Here is an 18450-nt window from a genome sequence, read left to right on the forward strand (position 1 = left end):
TCCTCAGTGCCCGAGCAGGCTGTCCATGGCGCCCGGCTTGTCGTGGATGGCGAGCCGGTCGACCAGCGTGGCGCTGGCCTCGTTCATGCCGACGATGTCGACCTCGGTGCCCTCGCGGCGGAACTTCAGCACCACCGTGTCGAGGGCGCCGACCCCGGTCAGGTCCCAGAAGTGGGCGCGGCTCATGTCGATGGTCACGCGCTCCAGCACCTCCTTGAAGTCGAAGGCCCGGATGAAGGTCTCGGCCGAGGCGAAGAACACCTGGCCCTCCACCCGGTAGGTGCGCGCCCGGCCGTCGGCGGAGGCTTCGCTGGTGACGCGGGCGATCTGCGACACCTTGCGGGCGAAGAACAGCGCCGACAGCAGAACGCCGACCAGAACCCCCTTGGCGAGGTCGTGGGTGAAGACGACCACCAGGACCGTCGCGATCATCACCGTGCTGGAACTGGCGGGCGTGGTGCGCAGGTTGCGCACGGAAGCCCACGAAAAGGTGCCGATGGAGACCATGATCATCACCGCCACCAGCGCGGCCATGGGGATCTGCCGCACCAGGTCGCCGAGGACGAGGATCAGGAACAGCAGGAAGGTGCCCGCCACCAGGGCCGAGAGCCGCCCGCGGCCGCCCGACTTCACGTTGATGACCGACTGGCCGATCATGGCGCAGCCCGCCATGCCGCCGAACAGGCCGGAGACGATGTTGGCCGTGCCCTGGCCCATGCACTCGCGGTTCTTGTTGCTGTCGGTGTCGGTGAATTCGTCGACGATGTTGGCGGTCATCAGGCTTTCCAGCAGCCCGACGATGGACAGCGTCAGCGCCACCGGGAAGACGATCTGCAGCGTCTCCAGCGTCCACGGCACGTCGGGCAGCAGGAAGACGGGCAGGCTGTCGGGCAGCTCGCCCATGTCGCCCACCGTGCGCAGCGGCATGTCGAAGGCCATGGCGACGGCGGTCAGCACCACGATGGCGACCAGCGGCGACGGCACCACCTTGGTCAGGTAGGGGAACAGGTAGATGATGCCGAGCCCGGCCGCCACCATGGCGTAGGTCGGCCAGGCGACGCCCGTCAGCTCGGGCAGCTGGGCCATGAAGATGAGGATGGCGAGGGCGTTGACGAAGCCGGTCATCACCGACCGCGACACGAACCGCATGTAGCGCCCGACGCGCAGCAGGCCGAAGCCGATCTGCAGTGCCCCGCACAGCAGCGTCGCCACCAGCAGGTACTGCAGGCCGTGATCGCGCACCAGGTCGGTCATCACCAGCGCCATGGCGCCCGTCGCCGCCGAGATCATGCCCGGCCGGCCACCCGCGAAGGCGATGACGACGGCGATGCAGAACGAGGCGTAGAGGCCGACCTTGGGGTCGACGCCGGCGATGATGGAAAAGGCGATGGCTTCGGGGATCAGGGCGAGGGCGACGACCATGCCGGCCAGCACGTCGCCGCGCACGTTGCCGATCCAGTCCGCCCGCAAACGGGACAAGGGCATGCGGAAATCCTAGTTGCGGGCCGGCGATGCCTGCAAAGCCGGCCTCGGTCCGGGCCGAGGGAGGGCGGGCCGGACGCTTCCTGCGGCGGCGCGAATCGCCGCTCGTGATGGTGATGGGGGGCTTATACCGTGGCCGTCGGCGCGCCGCAACCGGCGGTGGGAACGCGCCGTCAGCCTTCGGCGAAGCGCCCGGCCGGCAGCACGACCGTGACGGTGGTGCCGATGCCGGGCGTCGAGGAAATGCCGAGGCTGCCGCCGTGCAGCTCGACGATGTCCTTGGCCAGCGACAGGCCGAGGCCCATGCCCTCGTACTTGCGGCCGAGGCTGGAATCGATCTGGGTGAAGCGGTGCTGGATGCGCGCGAGGTCGGCCGCGCTCATGCCGATGCCGGTGTCGGAGACGACGGCGCTCAGGCAGCCGTCCTCGTCGCGGTCGATCACCAGCGAGACGGCCCCGCCCGCCTCGGTGAACTTGACGGCGTTGGACAGCAGGTTGACGAAGACCTGCTTCAGCCGGCGTTCGTCGGCGCGGAAGGGCGGCAGACCGTCGACCACGTCCACGGCCAAAGCGACGCCGGCGTCGAGCGACCGCTGCAGGGCGAGCTGTTCCACCGCCTTGCCCAGCCGCGCGAGGTCGACCTCTTCCTCGGTCAGCTCCATGCGCCCGGAATCGATGCGCGAGGCGTCGAGCACGTCGTTCACCAGGGCCAGCAGGTGCTCGCCCGAGAGGCGGATGTCGCGGGCGTATTCCAGGTAGGTCTCGTTGCCGAGCGGCCCGAGGGCCTGCATGCCCATGACTTCCGAAAAGCCGATGATGGCGTTGAGCGGCGTGCGCAGCTCGTGCCCCATGGCGGCGAGGAATTCCGTCTTGGCGCGGCTCGCCACCTCGGCGGCCTCCTTGGCGGCGCGCAGGTCGGCTTCGGCCTGGGTCAGCGCCGTCACCTCCGAGCCCGTGCCGCGGAAGCCGATGAAGCGGCCGGTGGCGTCGTGCACCGGCACGGCGTTGACGCGGATGAAATGGACCCGCCCGCGGATGTCGACCGTGCGGTAGACGAAGTCGCGCACCGGCTGCCGCTGTTCCAGGGCGTGGTGGTAGGCGGCGATGCCGGCCGGGTTCCAGGTCGGATCCATCAGGTCGTCGCGGCTGAGGCCGATCAGGTCGGCGGCGCGCAAGCCGGTGGTGTCGCCCACCCGGTCGGAGACGTAGGTGAAGCGGCCCATGCGGTCCATTTCCCAGAACCAGTCTCCGGACGACCGCGCATAATCGCCGAACCGGCGTTCCGCCTCCTTCTGGCGGCTGATGTCGGTGAGCACGGCGACGATGCCCTCGGGGTCGCCGTCGGAGCCGAAGTAGACGGTCTTCGACACGATCATGTCGCGGACCGACCCGTCGCCGAGCGTAGCGCGGGCCTCGTACGTCACGCTGCCGCCGGCCGCCAGCAGGTCGCGGTTGATCTGCTGTACGTCGACACCGGTTTCGCGCAAGGAGGCGTGGAAGACGGAGCGGCCGATGACCTCCCGCGCCGGGCGCCCCACCGCCAGCAGGAAGGCGTCGTTGCAGAACACGTAGCGGCCGCGGGCATCGTGGGCGTAGATGGGCATCTGCGCCGTATCGGCCAGCGCCTGGACGAAGCGCATGTTGTCGGCGAGCGCCTGTTCCGCCTTGCGCTGGGCCGTGATGTCGCGCCCTTCGGGGATCAGCATGGTGACGCGCCCGTCGGCGTCGCGCACCGGCTTGATGCTGACGTCGACCACGTGCAGGGTGCCGTCGGCCGAGGGATGCGTCGCCTCGAAGCGGACGGCCTCGCCGGTGGCGGCCTCGGTCAGGGCGTCGCGCAGCAGGTCCTGCTGGGTGCGGTCGTGGTTCCACCACGGCGTCTCCCAGAACCAGCGGCCGATGAGGTCTTCCTCGCGCCCGCCGATGAACGACAGGGCCGTCTGGTTGACGGCCAGCACGCGGCCGTCGGGCGACAGCTGGCCGATGAACTGCACCGAGTTGTCGAACATGGCGCGGAAGCGGGCGCGGCTCTCGGTCAGCGCCGCCTCGCGCAGCTTCATGTCGGTGATGTCGGTGCGCACCAGCAGGGTGTAGTCGTCGGCCGTCCGCGTCTCGCGCACCTGATACCAGCGCCCGCTGTCGAGCTGCATCTCCAGCGGCTCGGTGCGGTGGCCGATCTCGCCGAGGCGGGGCGAGACCCAGTCGGCGTCGCCGGGCATGCCGTCGAACCAGCGGATGGCGCCGCGCTCGCGCAGGGCCGCCAGGAACGCGGGGAACGAGCAGCCGGGCTCCAGCATCTCCTCGAAGCCCGGGTAGTGGTCGGCGTAGCGGCTGTTGACCAGCACGATGCGCTTTTCGGGGTCGAGCAGCACGATGCCGTCGGCCACCGTCTCGATGGCCGACAGCAGGTGGACCTCGGCGCGGGTGGCGCGATCCTCCACCGCCCGCGTGCGGGTGACGTCGAGCCAGGTGCCGACGACGCGCACCGTGCGGCCGCGGTCGTCGGTGACGGCCTTGGCGCTGGCGAGCACCTGCCGCTGACTACCGTCGGCAGTGTTCACGCGCAAAAGGCAGCGCCCGCCGCCGTCGAAGCACATGTCGGCGCGCTGCCGGTCGTCGGGGTGGACGGAGGCGAGCAGGGCCGCCCGCGACGGCACCGCCTCGGGCCCGACGCCGAGCAGGGCGCGCAGGCCGGCCGACCATTGCTCGGTGCCCAGGGCGTCGCGTTCCCAGCTGCCGAGATCGGCGAGCCGTTCCGCCTCCGCCAGCCGGTCGGCCGTGCGGGCGGCGCGCTCGCCGACGGCGCGCAGCTCGGTGATGTCGGTGTGGGTGCCGACCATGCGGACGGCGCGGCCGGATTCGTCGCGGATGATGTGGACGCGGCTGAGGATGGACCGCCACGAGCCGTCGCGGTGGCGCATGCGGAATTCGGTGTCGTAGGCGGGGGAGCCGTCCTCCACCGCCTGACGGGTGCGGGCCTCCACCCGCTCCAGGTCGGCGGGATGGGTGCGCTCGCGCCAGGTCTCCCAGGTGTCGGGCAGCTCGTCGGGGCGGTAGCCGAGCAGTTCCTTCCAGCGCGGCGAGTAATAGACGGTGCCGGCCGTCACGTCCCAGTCCCACACCCCGTCGGCGGCGGCCTTCATGGCGTAGTCGAGTCGTTCCTCGCGGGCCCGCAGGTCGGCCTCGCGCCGCTTCAGGTCGCTGATGTCGGTGTAGCTGACGACGCGGCCGCCGCCGGGCACGGGGCTGTCCTCGATGTACAGCCAGCGGCCGTCGGCGAGCTGCACCTCGCGCCGCCGCATCTCCCGCGGCGTCAGCAGGCGGCTGCGGAACAGGGCGCGGTCTTCGGGCTGCACCGCGAAGTAGTCGGAGCGGGCGATCTGGTCGACGATCTCGTCCAGCGACCGGCCCGGGGTGCACAGCGGCGCCAGGTCGGGGAAGAAGGACAGAAGGTTGCGGTTGGCGTGGATCAGACGGTCGTCGGGGCCGTAGACGACCACCGCCGGGCCGAGCGCGTCCAGGGCCGCGGCCGGAATCGCCGGGCCGGCGTCCCACGTCGCCGGCTCGTCGCCGACCACGGCGCGCGTCGATCCCCCGCTGTCAGCCACCAACCGTCAAGCTCCCCAAAGCCCCCGCTCGGTCCCCGTCCCGGATTCGGCCGCGACTGCACGTCGCCGGTACCCGATCGGATCAAAAGTATTACAACCCGTCCGTTCGGGACAGGACTAAAATGCACGGGCGGTCGCAGGATCCGTCCCTACGGCGGTCATGGAGATTTCGTTTCCACGGCGACGCGTCATGGGGTATTGCGTCGGGGTGACGTATTGGTCACCCTGCAGGGCCGCGGCACCACCGCGCAAAAGCACGAGACTGGGAAGGATCAGGAACGATGTCTGAGTACGTTGCGCCTCTCAAGGACATGAGCTTCGCGCTGAAGCTGGCGGGCATGGAACAGGTCGCCGCTCTTCCCGGCTTCGAGGAAGCGTCCGAGGACCTCGTCGCGGCCGTGCTGGAGGAAGCGGGCAAGTTCGCCCACGGTGTGCTGTCGCCCATCAACTGGGAAGGCGACCGCTCGGGCGGTGCCAAGCTGGAGAACGGCGTCGTGCGCACCGCGCCGGGCTGGCAGGACGCCTACCGCCAGTTTGCCGAAGGCGGCTGGAACGGCGTGCCGTTCGATCCCGAATACGGCGGCCAGGGCCTGCCGTGGGTGGTGACCACCGCCGTCAACGAGATGTGGCAGGCCGCCAACATGAGCTTCGGTCTGTGTCCGCTGCTCAACCAGGGCGCCTGCGAGCTGCTCAGCCACTACGGCAGTGAAGAACAGAAGCGCACCTACCTGGAGAAGATGGTCTCCGGCCAGTGGACCGGCACCATGAACCTGACCGAGCCGGGCGCCGGCTCCGACCTGTCGCAGGTGCGCACCAAAGCGGTGAAGGACGGTGACGTCTACAAGATCACCGGCTCCAAGATCTTCATCACCTACGGCGACCACGACCTGACGGAAAACATCGTCCATCTGGTGCTGGCCCGCACGCCGGACGCGCCGGAAGGGGTGAAGGGCATCAGCCTGTTCATCGTGCCGAAGGTGCTGGTGGGCGCCGACGGCTCGCTCGGCGAGCGCAACGACGCCCGTTGCGTGTCGCTGGAACACAAGCTCGGCATCCACGCCAGCCCGACGGCCGTGATGGCCTTCGGCGACACCGGCGGCGCCACCGGCTATCTGGTCGGCGAGGAGAACCGCGGCATCGAATACATGTTCATGATGATGAACAACGCCCGCCTCAACGTCGGCCTGCAGGGCGTCGCCATCTCCGAGCGCGCCTACCAGAAGGCGCTGGCCTACGCCAAGGAGCGCGTGCAGGGCAAGCCGGTCGGCTTCAAGGGCGACAAGACCCCGGCCATCATCGGCCACCCCGACATGCGCCGCATGCTCATCACCATGAAGGCGCTGACCGAGGCGACCCGCGCGCTGGCCTATACCGCCATGGCGCAGTTCGACATCGCCAACCGCCATGCCGAGCCGGAAGTCCGCCGCGCCGCCGCCGACCGCGTCGCGCTGCTGACGCCGGTGGTCAAGGCGTGGTCGACCGACGTCGGCGTCGAGGTGGCGAGCCTGGGCGTGCAGGTCCACGGCGGCCTCGGCTTCGTCGAGGAGACGGGTGCGGCGCAGTACTACCGCGACGCCCGCATCGCGCCGATCTACGAAGGCACCAACGGCATCCAGGCCAACGACCTGGTGTTCCGCAAGGTCGCCCGCGACAAGGGCGCCGTCGCCTTCGGCCTGATCGCCGAGATGCGCGACGTGGCCGCCGCCGCCACCGGCGACCTTGCGCCGCTGGGTGCGGCCCTGATGGCCGGCATCGACTCCCTCGAGACGGCCACGACCGCCATCGCCGGCGCCGACCCGGTGACCGTCGCCGCCGTCGCCTACCCCTACCTCCGCCTGTTCGGCACCGTCGCCGGCGGCTGGATGATGGTGAAGTCGGCCATCGCCTCCCAGGCAGCCCTGGCGGCCGGCGAGGGCGATCCGGAGTTCCACAAGGCGAAACTCGCCACCGCCACCTTCTACGCCACCAACCTGCTGCCGGCCCACGGCGGCCATCTGGCAGCGGTGCAGGCGGGCGCGGCGCCGGTCATGACCATGACCGACGACCAGTACGGCATCGACCTGTAAAACCGGGTCGCCTCAAAAGGTTGGAGCGCCCCCGGCCCTGTGGCCGGGGGCGTTTTCCTTTGTCGCCGACAGGGGTAACGTGCCGCTATACCTAGGTGCATGGTCGGGTATGCTTTGGGGCGTCGGCGTCCACCTTTCCACACCTGCGCGGCGGGCGGCCCGCTGGTAAGGTTCCTACATGGTCCTCTCCGGACCTGATCGCTCCCGCCGCACCCCACACCGCACATAGGGGTCCGCCCCCACTCGGCCCCTACGGACGATCAGCCGGACTGGATACAGCGGCCTCCTGGACCCCTCCGGGAGGCCGCTAAACTTTTCGGGGCACGGCGTCGGCCGCCGTGCCCCCTTCCCCCGACAGATCCTGCAGAAGCGAGCGCCGCGACCGTCAGTCGCGGCTGGCGACGTCGACGGCGGCCACCACGTTGCCGACGCACTTGCCGTTCTTGTAGACGATGTACTCCATCTTCACCTTCTTGAAGCCGATGGTGAAATCCTCGGTCAGGCTGTCGTTGCTGAGCGAGATTTCGTGGCTGGTGATGTGGCTGTCCGACAGGGTGATCTTCAGGAAGGGTTCCGTCCATTGCACGCCCGAGGTCAGCGAGGCGCCGCTCAGCGACACGTCGAGCTGCATGTTGCCGAGGCCGAGCGGGTCGTCGCGCTCGAAGGCGCGGCACACCAGGATCTTGGCCGTCTCGCCGCCGCCCAGTTCGTCCTTGTCGGCGAAGGCCAGCTCGAAGAACTTGGGCGTCGCCTTGTCGACGGTGCGGGTGATGGAGATGTTGTCGATGCCCATGGCCATGCGGGCTTCCTGCTCGTCGCCGTCGAGCGCCGGCAGGCGGTCCTTCAGCTTGGTCTCGCCGAGGGGGCCCATGGCGCAGCTCATCTTGAAGTCGGTGCAGGCGACGAGGCCCTTGAAGCCGGCCAGGGTGACCTCGCCCTTCACGCCCGGGAAATCGAGGAAGATGACCTGCATCGTATGCTCCTGAACAAGAAAGAGTGCCGCGTCTGCGTCAGATGACGCGGCCGGCCTGGACGTCGAAGGTGAACGAGGTCTTGCCGCGGGCGCCCTGGCCGGAATCGAAGGCGGTGTATTCCCACTCGATGGCGGCGGCGCTGACTTCCAGGGTCTCCTGGATGTCGCCGTCCTCGACCGTGATGGACTGCATGCCGATGAGGGCACGGTGCAGCTTCATGGTCATGAAGTGCTTGACCATGGCGTTCTCGGCCCCGGCCGCCTTGAAGAACAGCAGCGACCACGGGTACTTGGACACGCGCGTCGACAGCAGCGACCGGGTGATCTCGGCCGAGCCGCGGTCGAGCTTGCGTTCGATCATGACGTGCTCGAGGTGCGGCGCGTGGACGGTGCGGCGGCCCTCGACGTGCAGTTCGGCCTCCACCTCGATGTCGTAGGACACCTGTTCCACCACCAGCAGCTTCTCGTAGCCGACGAGGGTGGACTCGCCCTCCACCCAGGTGGAGTCGCCGGTCGGGATCTTCAGCAGGATGATCGCCATGGTGTGTCGCCCGCCTCAGCTCACGCGGCCGGACTGCATGTCGTAGGTGACGGCCACCTGGCCCTCCACCCGCTGCAGGTCGTTGGTCTTGTGGTAGACCCAGCGGATCTTGGTGCCGCTGACCTCCATGCTCTCCTCGGCGTCGCCGTCGCCGATGGAGAAGGAGTATTTGGTGATGAGCGGATTGAAGATCTGCATGGTCATGAACTTCACCTGCATGGGGCCCAGGTTCTCGCGCTGCTCGAAGCCGCCGCCCTCGAACTGGGTTTGCGACCGGATGGTCTGGCCGCCGACGGCGCGCAGGAAATAGAGTTCCCACGGGTACTTGCTGACCTTGGTGGTGAGCACCCAGCGGGTCAGCGCCGACGACGAGGTATCCACCCGCCGCTTGATCTTGATGGTCTCGATCTTGGGCGCGTGCACGGTGCGGCGGCCGTCGCCGGGTTCGTCGGATTCCACCTCGGTGGCCCATTCGACGGATTCCACCAGGATCATCCCACGGTAGTCGTCGAGCATGCACTCGCCCTGCACCCAGGGTGGTTCGCCTGCGGGAAGGCCGACCATGCTCGCCACGTCGCGCAACAGCTGCTCGGTGAAGTCGCTGCGGCGCGGAATCATGAGGACGATCTGTGCCACTCCCGGTCCTTCCTGGTTCCGCCTGTATGGGTTTCGGCTACCCCTTTACTCTCGGCCGAATCGCGCGGCAAGGGTACTGAAAAGTGGTGCCATTGGGAGTAAGGGTAAAACGAAAGGCGAGTTTCTAAAAGACTCTGGCGCGCCTTCTGGTGTATGGTTTCCATCCAGACGGCCGCGAGTGGGACCACGGCAGTCGCGGCGCGCCGCCGGGGGGAAGGCGAGTCGTGAAGTTGGATATTGGGGGGTATGGGAAAAGTGCCGATAGGCAGAGAGTCCGTATTTGGGCTGCGTTTCAGCTACAAGATCACGGCGACGATCCTCGTGCTCGTCATCTTCGCGTCGGCCGTGGTGGCGGTTCTTGCCTACCATAAGTACAAGTCGATCCTCGACGCGCTCATCCTGTCGCGTCTGGAGGTGACGGCCGGCGACCTGCACAACGGCATCCAGGCTCCGCTCCGGCTCGGGTTGTCGCTGTCGGACGTGCAGACCATGCAGGCCCTCATCGACCGCACCCTCGGCCAGGACCGCCTCATCACCGCCATCTACGTCTTCGAGGCGCAGCCCGAGCCGCGCCTCGTGTATCAGGCCGTGAAGGCGGGCATCCCCGTCGACACCCTGCGCCAGGGCTGGCTCGACGCCGTGGCTCGCCAGTCGGGCGGACGCTTCTGGCGCGGCACATCGGAGGGCGGCGACGTGGTCGGCACCACCCTGGTGGACCGGCTGGAGCAGCCCGTCGGCGGCGTCGCCATGGTCTACAGCCCCGCCTATGCGGCGCAGCGGGTGGATGGCATCACCCAGGAACTGTTCGACTACGTCATCATCGTTTCCGGCGCCGTCGCCGCCATCGGCTTCCTGCTGGTGCAGGTGCTGTTCCGGCCGGTGTCCAAGCGCCTGAAGACGCTCGCCGCCCAGGCCGTCGACCCCGGCGACACCCAGGCGGCCGCCGCGGCGGCCGCCGCCGACGATGCGCTGGGCGCCGCCATCGGGCGCGAGTACGCCCGCTTCGACGCCGCCGCCCGCGCCGCCGAAGTCGCCCTCACCGACGCCGAACTGGCGCTCGACTCCACCGCCGGACGGAAGCAGGCGTCATGACCGCCGAACGCAAGGACGACATGGACTTCGGGCACGTCCGCCAGCGCATCATCGTGGTCAGCGGCATCATGGTGGTCATCGCCGCCGTGCTGGTGCTGCTGCTGACGCTGCGCGCCTTCGAACGCGACCTGCTGCCCGAGGTGGACGCCAAGACCCAGGCCGTCGCCAACGCCCTGTCGGGCAGCCTGCAGCAGGCGCTCGACCTCGGCATCCCGCTCGACAAGCTCAGCGGCGTCGAGGAGGTGCTGGACGAGGCGCTCGGCGACAACCCGGAAATCGGCTACCTCGCCGTCACCACCATGGACGACCGCGTGCTGTTCCTGCGCGGCCCCAACGCCGACCAGATGCCGACCCAGCCGGCGCTCGGCTCCGATGGCGCCCGCGAGCGCAGCGTGGTGCTGCGCGGCGAGGGCGAGGGGGCGGCCGGCGTCGGCCGCCTGCGCGTCGGCATCGCCACCGACTTCGTCCGCCGCAGCATGACCGACATCATCCTCGACCTGGCGGTGGTGCTCATGGTGTCGCTGCTGGCGACCTTCGAGCTTCTGATGTTCTTCATCAACCGCTCGCTCGGCGGCCCGCTGACGCTGGTGGTGCGCACCCTGCAGCGCGGCGGCAACGGCGATTTCCGCCACGTCACCGGCATCCGCTCGGGCGACGAGGTCGGCCGGCTGGTCGGTGCCGTCGACGCCCGCGTGTCGGCGCTGAACGAACGCTTCCAGCACCTGCGCGACCGCCTGAGCGACGCCGGCGGCGAGGCCGCGGGCAAGCTGGCGGCGGCGCGCGAGCGGCTGCGCGGCTTCACCTTCGCCGACGGCGGCGTGGTGCCGCTGCAGATGCCGCTGCTGACCGACGTGCGCATGCCGCTGCTGCTCTACGTGCTGGCCGGCGAGATGTCGCGCTCGTTCTTCCCGAACTTCGTGAAGAACCTCTACACGCCCATTCCCGGCCTCAGCTACGAGGCGGTGCTCGGCCTGCCGATCTCGGCCTTCATGTTCTTCATGGCCTCGGCGACGCCCATTTCCGGCGGCTGGGCCGACCGCATCGGCGGCCGCCGGCTGTTCCTGCTGAGCCTGGTGCCGACGCTGGTCGGCATGATCGGCACCGGCTTCGCCCAGACCTTCGGCCAGCTCATCGCCTTCTGGTCGCTCAACGCCGTCGGCTACGCCATGGCGACCATCGCCTGCCAGAGCCGCATCGCCGAGATGACCACCGGCGAGAACCGCGCCCAGGGCATGGCGGTCTTCGTCACCGCCATCATGGTGGCGGCCATCTGCGGCACCTCGTTCGGCGGCGTCATCGCCGACCGTATCGGCTTCCGCGCCACCTTCGTGGTGTCGGCGGTGATGGTCATCATCTCCGGCCTCATCGTCGCCCACGTCTTCACGGCCCAGCCGAAGAAGGAGGCGGCGGCCCGCATGCCGCTGACCAAGGCCATGAAGCGGGTGTCGACCAACGGCCGCTTCATCGCCCTGCTGGTGCTCGGCGCCGTGCCCGCCAAGCTGATCCTGACCGGCTTCCTGTTCTACATGATCCCGCTCTATCTGGCGGAACTGGGCAACAACCAGTCGGCCATCGGCCGCCAGATGATGGTCTACTTCGCCATCATGATCGTCATGAGCCCGCTGTTCGCCCGTCTGGCCGACAGCCGCGGCTGGCGCGGCGGGCTGGTGGTGCTGGGCGGGGTGATCGCCGGCATCGGCGCCCTCGCCATCCCCTACCTCGGCGGCGGCGAACTGGGCGTGCTGGCGGCGGTGGTGACCCTCGGCATCGGCCATGCCGTCGCGACCGCCCCCCTCATCGCCATGATCCCCGAGATCTGCGTCGAGGAAGTGAAGGATATCGGCCAGACGGCGCTGCTCGGCGTGCTGCGCGTGGTGGAGCGCATCGGCAGCGTGCTCGGCCCGCTGGTGGCGGGCAGCCTCGCCACCTTCTACAGCTACCAGACCGCAGCCCAGGTGATCGGCGGCATCGTCGCCGGCACGGCGGTGCTGCTCTGGCTTTCGCTCACCTTCAGCAGACCGGCCGCCGGCCGACCGACCGTGCCCGAGGAGGCCGGACCATGATCCGCACCGCGTTGCTTCCGCTCCCGCTGCGCCGCCGCGCCCTGTCCCTGTTGCTGGCGGGCCTCGTCGCCCTGGCCGGCGTGGTCGCCCTGACGGCGCCGCCCGCCGCCGCGGCCGCCGAGGCGACGGCGGGGCAGGGGGCGTCCTACCGCATCGCCCTCATCGTGTTCCGTGGATGCGAGGACGCCTGCCGCGGCTTCCAGGACTTCCTGACCAGCCGCAAGGTGCCCGCCGCGGTCAAGGTCTACGACGCCGCCACCAATTCCGCCGCCATCCCCGGCTTCGTCGAGGAGATCAAGCGCGAGCGGCCCGATCTGGTCGTCACCTGGGGCACCACCACGGCGCTGACCACCTTCGGGCCCTACGACGCCGTCGACCCGGCCAAGCACATCACCGACATCCCCGGCGTGTTCATGATCGTCTCGCAGCCCATCGAGGCGAAGCTGGTGCCCGACTTCTCCTCGTCGGGCCGCAACATCACCGGCACCAACTATCTGGTGCCGGAGAGCGTGCAGCTGGAAGCGGCGCGGTCCTACCTGTCGTTCGACCGCATCGGCGTCATCTACACCCCGACCGAGAGCAACTCGGTCATCAACACCAAGCGGGTGGAAGAGGAAGGCGTGAAGCTCGGCGTCGAGGTGCTGGCCCGCCCGGTGGCGCTCGGCCCCGACGGCAAGCCCGACCCGACTAGCATCGCCCCGCTGGTGGCCGACCTCGCCGCCGCCGGCATCGACCTGCTCTACCAGGGCGCCGACACCTTCCTGAATATCAACCGCCAGACCCTGACCGCCGAGGCCGTCACCCACGGCATCCCCGTGTTCGCCGCCGGCGAGGCGCCGGTGCGCGACGGCAAGGCGCTGATGGGGGTGGTGAACCAGTACTACGTCGTCGGCCAGCTGACCGCGCTGAAGGCCGAACAGGTGCTGAAGGGCACCGCGCCTGCCGACATTCCCATCGAGGCGCCGCGGCGCTTCTCGTTCCTCATCAACCTGCCGGTTGCGAAGACGCTCGGCATCTATCCGCCGATGAAGCTGATCCGGTTCGCGGAGTTCATCCGCTGAGCCGCACCGGCCAGCCAGCCCCCAAGGAGGCCGACATGACGATGGGTCCCGCCGTGACCGCACCCACCGCCGCCGCCGAGCCCGACGAGCTCCGCACGCTGCCCGCCATGGAGGGGTTGACCTTCCGTCGCGCCACAGAGGACGACGTGGAGGCGCTGCGCGACCTCTACGTCCAGCTCATCCCCGACGCCCGGCCGACGCCGGAGGCCATGCGCGCCACCTTGCGCGACATCAACGCCAGCCCGCGTTCGGGCATGGTGGTGGTGGGTGAGCTGAACGGGCGCGTCGTCGCCACCTGCCAGCTGGTCATCTACTGCAACCTGGTGCGCAGCCCGCGGGTCAAGGCGCAGGTGGATTCGGTGGTGGTCGACTCCGCCCTGCGCGGCCGCGGCATCGGCAAGCGCATGATGAACTGGTGCCTCGCCAAGCTGCGGGAACGCAATTGCGCCCGCATCATCGTCGCCACCGCCTATACCCGCGAGGTGGCGCACAAGCTCTACAGTCGCCTCGGCTTCGTGCAGTCGGGCTACAGTTTCGTGCTCGACGGCCCGCCCATCGAGGACGGCGTCGATCCTGGGCAGGTCTTCACCGAGGCGGTGATCGAGGAGGCCGCGCCCTGACGTCGGCCACCTGACCGCGTTTCCCGCTTCGGCCCCGGCCCCGCCGCCTGCTATCCTGTTTCTCGTGCAGTGCAGCATGAGGCGGGCGGGGGAGGCGGCGGGCCATGGCGGCGGGGGAGCATGACCGGCGGGTCCTGGCACCGCGCCACCGCTACTACGCCGGCGCCATCGTCGCCGCGCTGGTCGGCATCTTCATCGCCATGAACGTGCCGGCGGTGCTCGGCGGCGCCGGGCAGCGGGCCAAGGCGCCCATCCGCGTCGGCGTTCTCCATTCCCTCACCGGCACCATGGCGGTCAGCGAGCGTCCCGTCGCCGAGGCGACGCTGTTCGCCATCGCCGAGCTGAACCGCGCCGGCGGCGTGCTCGGCCGGCCCGTCGAGCCCATCCTGGTGGACGGCGCCAGCGACTGGGACGTCTTCGCCCGCGAGGCCGAGACGCTCATCGTCGACAAGAAGGTCTCCGCCGTCTTCGGCTGCTGGACCTCGGCCTGCCGCAAGACCGTGAAGCCCATCTTCGAGGCGCACGACCACGTGCTGTTCTACCCTGTGCAGTACGAGGGGCTGGAGCAGTCGCCCAACATCGTCTACACGGGCGCCGCCCCCAACCAGCAGATCATCCCCGCCACCAAATGGGCGCTCGACAACCTGGGGCGCCGCATCTTCGTGGTCGGGTCCGACTACGTCTTCCCGCGCACCGCCGGCGCCATCGTGCGGGCGCAGGTGGCGGCGCTCAACGGCGAGGTGGTGGCGGAAGCCTACCGGCCGCTCGGCTCCACCGACTTCGCGGCGGTGGCGGAAGAGATCAAGGCGACGCGGCCCGACGTGGTGTTCAACACCATCAACGGCGACAGTAACATTGCCTTCTACAAGGCCCTGCGCGCCGCCGGGGTGACGCCCGACGCCATCCCCGTCATGTCATTCAGCCTCGCCGAGAGCGAGGTGCGCGCCATCGGGCCGGAGCTGGTACAGGGCGACTACGCCGCCCGCAACTACTTCCAGAGCGTCGCGACGGCCGAGAACCAGGCCTTCAAGGCCGGCTTCCGCGGCCGCTACGGCGCCGCCGCCCAGACCACGGCGCCCATGGAGGCGGCCTATTTCGGCGTCCGCCTGTGGGCGCAGGCGGTGGCGGAGGCGGAAAGCGACCTCTACCGCGACTACCGCGCCCGCCTGCTCGGCCAGTCCCTGAAGGCGCCGAGCGGCATCATCTACCTCGACCCCATCACCCAGCACACCTGGCGGCCGGTGCTCATCGGCCGGGTGCGCGGCGACGGCGACTTCGACATCGTGTGGTCGAGCGGCCGGCCGGTGCGCCCCATCCCCTTCCCCGGCCTGCGCTCGCGGCAGGAGTGGCAGGGCTTCCTGCAGGCCATGTTCTACGGCTGGGGCGGATCGTGGGCGGCGCCGGGGCCGGTCGCCGGCTCCTCGCCCGCCGCCGCCGGGGAGGCACGGCCATGAGCCGGCGGCCGGTGCGCTTCTCCCTGGCGGCCGAGATCGGCGCCATGTTCGTGCTGCTCGGCCTGCTGCCGCTCATGGTGGTGGGGTGGAGCTATTTCCGCTCCGCCGAGGACCAGCTGCGGCAGGAGATCAAGCAGTCGCTGGCCGCCGTCGCCGACGCCAAGGTGGGGCGGCTGGAGGCCTATGCCAACGACCGCCTGCGCGATGCCGTGGCGCTCGCCAGCATGCCGGCCATCGCCGACGCCGTGACCGCCTTCGCCGAGGGTCACGCGGCGGGCGGCATCGGCAGCCCGCGCTGGGGCGAGGCGGCGGAGCAGTACGAGCGCATGCTGCGCCACCTGCGCGAGAGCCTGGGGGCCTACGACCTGTTCCTCATCGCCGGCGACGGCGACGTGGTGTTCACCGCCATCCGCGAAGCCGACCTCGGCACCAACCTCGTCACCGGCGACTATCGCGGCACCACGCTCGCCAACGTGTTCGAGCTGGCGCGCACGCTGCTGGAGCCGCACGTTTCCGACTTCACCTGGTACCCGCCGTCCAAGGACATCGCCAGTTTCACCGCCGCGCCCATCCTGCGCGACGGGCGGGTCATCGGCGTCGTCGCCCTGCAGATCGACAAGGCCGACGTCTTCCGCATCGTCACCGACTATTCCGCCCTCGGCTCCACCGGCGAGACGCTGGTGGCCGGCATCGGGCCGGCGGGAGAGGGCATCGACCTGCACGGCCCGGCCCGCTTCCCCGAGGCGCTCGCCAGCCGTCGCTTCGCCGCCGACGATGCGGGCGCCGCCCCTTTCCGCCTGGCGCTCGGCGGCAGCCGCGGCGTCGGCGAGACGGTGGACTACCGCGGCGAGCCGGTGCTGGCGGCCTGGCGCTACCTGCCGTCGTTCCGCTGGGGCCTGGTGGTGAAGGTGGACGTGGCCGAGCGCATGGCGCCCATCGACCGCCTGCGGCTGACCGGGCTGGCGGTGGTGGCGGTGGTGCTGGCGCTCATCGTCACCGTGTCGGTGCTCATGGCGCGCGCCATCACCTCGCCGGTGCGCGAGCTGGAGACCGCGACGCGGCGCCTGTCGCAGGGGGTGCTGGAGGAAGTGGAGCCGCATACCGGCGCCTGGGAGCTGACCTCGCTGGCGCATGCCTTCAACGACATGGCGCGCCGCATCCACGTCTACCAGACCGGCCTGCGGCGGCTGGTGGACGAGCGCACGGCCGAGCTGACCCGCGCCAAGGAACAGGCGGAAAGCGCCACGCGCGCCAAGACCGAGTTCCTCGCCATGATGAGCCACGAGCTGCGCACGCCGCTCAACGGCATGCTCGGCATGGCGGAACTGCTGCGCCCGCGCCTCGCCCACGACCCGGAGGCGCTGCGCTGCCTGCGCACCATCCAGAGCTCCGGCGCCGCGCTGACGGATCTGGTCAACGACGTGCTCGACATCACCCGCATCGAGGCCGGCAAGCTGGAGTTCGCCGACCGCGCCTTCGAGGTCGCCGGGCTGGTGGAGGCGCTGGAAGCCCTGCTGCGCCCGACCGCCGAGGCCAAGGGCCTGCGCCTGTCGGTGGCGGTGGCGGCGGACGTGCCGGCGCGGGTGTCGGGCGATCCGGCGCGGCTGCGTCAGGTATTGCTCAACCTGCTCGGCAATGCGGTGAAGTTCACCGAGCGCGGCAGCGTCCGCCTGACCGTCGCGACGGTGGGGGAGGGGCGCCTGCGCTTCACCGTCGCCGACACCGGCCCCGGCATCCCGGCGGAGGGGCGCGAGCGCCTGTTCCAGCCCTTCAGCCAGCTGGAGGCCGGGGCGCGGCACGGCGGCGCCGGGCTCGGCCTCGCCATCTCGCGCCGGCTGGTGGAGGGCATGGGCGGCGCCATCGACGTGGGGAGCGACTCGGGCGCCGGCGCGGTCTTCACCGTCGACCTGCCGGTCCGCCCGGCGGCCGCCCCCGAGCCCGAGTCGGAAGACCTGCCGGCCCGCCTGACGCCCCTGTCGGTGCTGGTGGTGGAAGACGACGACGTGAACCGCCAGGTGATGGAAGGTCTGCTCGCCCGCGACGGGCACGTGGTGCGCGTGGTCGCCGACGGGGCGGCGGCGCTGGCGGCGGTGGCGGCGGGCTACTTCGACGTGGTGCTGTGCGACCTGCGCCTGCCCGACCTGCCGGGAACCGAGGTCGCCCGCCGCATCGCCGCCGCCGACGGCCCGCCGGTGGTGGCGGCGACCGCCAACCTGCTGCCGGAGGATCACGCCGCCTGCGCCGCCGCCGGCATGGTGGCGGTGGTGGCCAAGCCGGTGCGGCTCGACGATCTGCGGGCGGCGCTGGCCGCCGCCGTGGCGGGCCGCCCGGTGCCGCCGCCGCCGGCCGAAGCCGTCGCAGCCGAGGCGGACGCGGCGGCGCTGCTCGCCCCCGCCTACCTCGAGGAACTGGCCGGCGCCCTGCCGCCGGCGGACGTGGCGCGGCTGGTCGCCATGGCCGACGACTCCTTGCGCGGCAACGCCGCCCGGGTGCGCGAGGCGTGGCACGACGACGATCCGGCGGCGGCGGCGGCCGCCGCGCATCGGCTGGCCGGCGTGGCCGGCAGCTACGGCCTGCCGGCCCTGCGGGCGGTGGCCAAGGCGCTGGAGAAGGCGGCCCGCGCCGAGGACGGGCCGGCGGTGGAGGCCCTGCTGAGCGGCTTGCCGGCGCTGACGGAGGGCAGCATCCAGGCGCTCGACGCCTGGTGCGCCGGGTCCGGCGAGGGGGCCGTCGACGCCTCCGGCAGCCCAAGAAATATGCAAGCCGGCGCAAGGGCTTAACCTTGACGCACCGGCCCACCTCTGGCACGCTTTTGCAGACTGGCCGAAACGTGGCGTTGCGCCGCCGGCCGCCC

At 70.3% G+C, this 18450-nt stretch carries 12 protein-coding genes; 7 read left to right on the plus strand and 5 right to left on the minus strand.

All coding sequences use genetic code 11. The features are described from left to right. Positions 1–3: 3 nt before the first annotated feature. Positions 4–1485, minus strand: coding sequence for a SulP family inorganic anion transporter (locus CRP50_RS07195; protein ID WP_097278294.1), 1482 nt, complete (start codon positions 1483–1485; stop codon positions 4–6). Positions 1486–1655: 170 nt separating this feature from the next. Continuing rightward, positions 1656–5090 carry a PAS domain S-box protein gene (locus CRP50_RS07200; protein ID WP_176525066.1) on the minus strand — a complete coding sequence of 1145 codons (3435 nt, stop codon included), beginning with the start codon at positions 5088–5090 and terminating at the stop codon, positions 1656–1658. A 281-nt stretch (positions 5091–5371) separates the two neighbouring features. Here CRP50_RS07200 and CRP50_RS07205 point away from each other — a divergent pair, with 281 nt between their 5' ends. Continuing rightward, the gene (locus tag CRP50_RS07205) at positions 5372–7156 is read left to right on the plus strand and encodes an acyl-CoA dehydrogenase (RefSeq protein ID WP_097278296.1); all 1785 of its coding nucleotides are present in this window, start codon (positions 5372–5374) and stop codon (positions 7154–7156) included. Positions 7157–7541: 385 nt separating this feature from the next. On the opposite strand, the gene CRP50_RS07210 is transcribed toward CRP50_RS07205, so the two are convergent. Genes CRP50_RS07210 through CRP50_RS07220 form a run of 3 tightly spaced genes read right to left on the minus strand, consistent with a single transcriptional unit; the run spans position 7542 to position 9306 of the window. After that, on the minus strand, positions 7542–8129 hold the full coding sequence (locus CRP50_RS07210; protein ID WP_097278297.1) for a type VI secretion system tube protein Hcp: 588 nt from the start codon (positions 8127–8129) through the stop codon (positions 7542–7544). A 37-nt stretch (positions 8130–8166) separates the two neighbouring features. Continuing rightward, positions 8167–8670 carry a type VI secretion system tube protein Hcp gene (locus CRP50_RS07215; RefSeq protein WP_097278298.1) on the minus strand — a complete coding sequence of 168 codons (504 nt, stop codon included), beginning with the start codon at positions 8668–8670 and terminating at the stop codon, positions 8167–8169. 15 nt (positions 8671–8685) lie between these two features. Next, positions 8686–9306, minus strand: coding sequence for a type VI secretion system tube protein Hcp (locus CRP50_RS07220; RefSeq protein ID WP_097278299.1), 621 nt, complete (start codon positions 9304–9306; stop codon positions 8686–8688). Positions 9307–9561: 255 nt separating this feature from the next. On the opposite strand from CRP50_RS07220, the gene CRP50_RS07225 reads away from it, so the two are divergent. The 6 genes from CRP50_RS07225 to CRP50_RS07250 all read left to right on the plus strand — a co-directional run bounded on the left by CRP50_RS07225 (position 9562) and on the right by CRP50_RS07250 (position 18376). Next, a complete protein-coding gene (locus tag CRP50_RS07225; RefSeq protein ID WP_141415078.1) occupies positions 9562–10398 on the plus strand; it encodes a hypothetical protein in 837 nt (278 codons plus the stop codon). After that, entirely contained in the window at positions 10395–12461 is a 2067-nt protein-coding gene (locus CRP50_RS07230) for an MFS transporter (protein ID WP_097278301.1), read from the plus strand. The genes CRP50_RS07225 and CRP50_RS07230 overlap by 4 nt, the downstream gene beginning before the upstream one ends. Then, positions 12458–13522: an ABC transporter substrate-binding protein gene (locus CRP50_RS07235; protein WP_097278302.1), complete on the plus strand. Its 1065-nt coding sequence runs from the start codon at positions 12458–12460 to the stop codon at positions 13520–13522. Before CRP50_RS07230 ends, CRP50_RS07235 begins: the two co-directional genes overlap by 4 nt. A gap of 35 nt (positions 13523–13557) precedes the next feature. Further along, a complete protein-coding gene (locus tag CRP50_RS07240) occupies positions 13558–14142 on the plus strand; it encodes a GNAT family N-acetyltransferase (RefSeq protein WP_097278303.1) in 585 nt (194 codons plus the stop codon). A 104-nt stretch (positions 14143–14246) separates the two neighbouring features. Further along, entirely contained in the window at positions 14247–15596 is a 1350-nt protein-coding gene (locus CRP50_RS07245) for an urea ABC transporter substrate-binding protein (protein WP_097278304.1), read from the plus strand. Beyond that, the gene (locus CRP50_RS07250; RefSeq protein WP_141415079.1) at positions 15593–18376 is read left to right on the plus strand and encodes a hybrid sensor histidine kinase/response regulator; all 2784 of its coding nucleotides are present in this window, start codon (positions 15593–15595) and stop codon (positions 18374–18376) included. Before CRP50_RS07245 ends, CRP50_RS07250 begins: the two co-directional genes overlap by 4 nt. Positions 18377–18450: the final 74 nt, after the last annotated feature.

The sequence above is a fragment of the Caenispirillum bisanense genome, from assembly GCF_900230255.1.
Lineage (GTDB): Bacteria > Pseudomonadota > Alphaproteobacteria > Rhodospirillales > Rhodospirillaceae > Caenispirillum > Caenispirillum bisanense_A.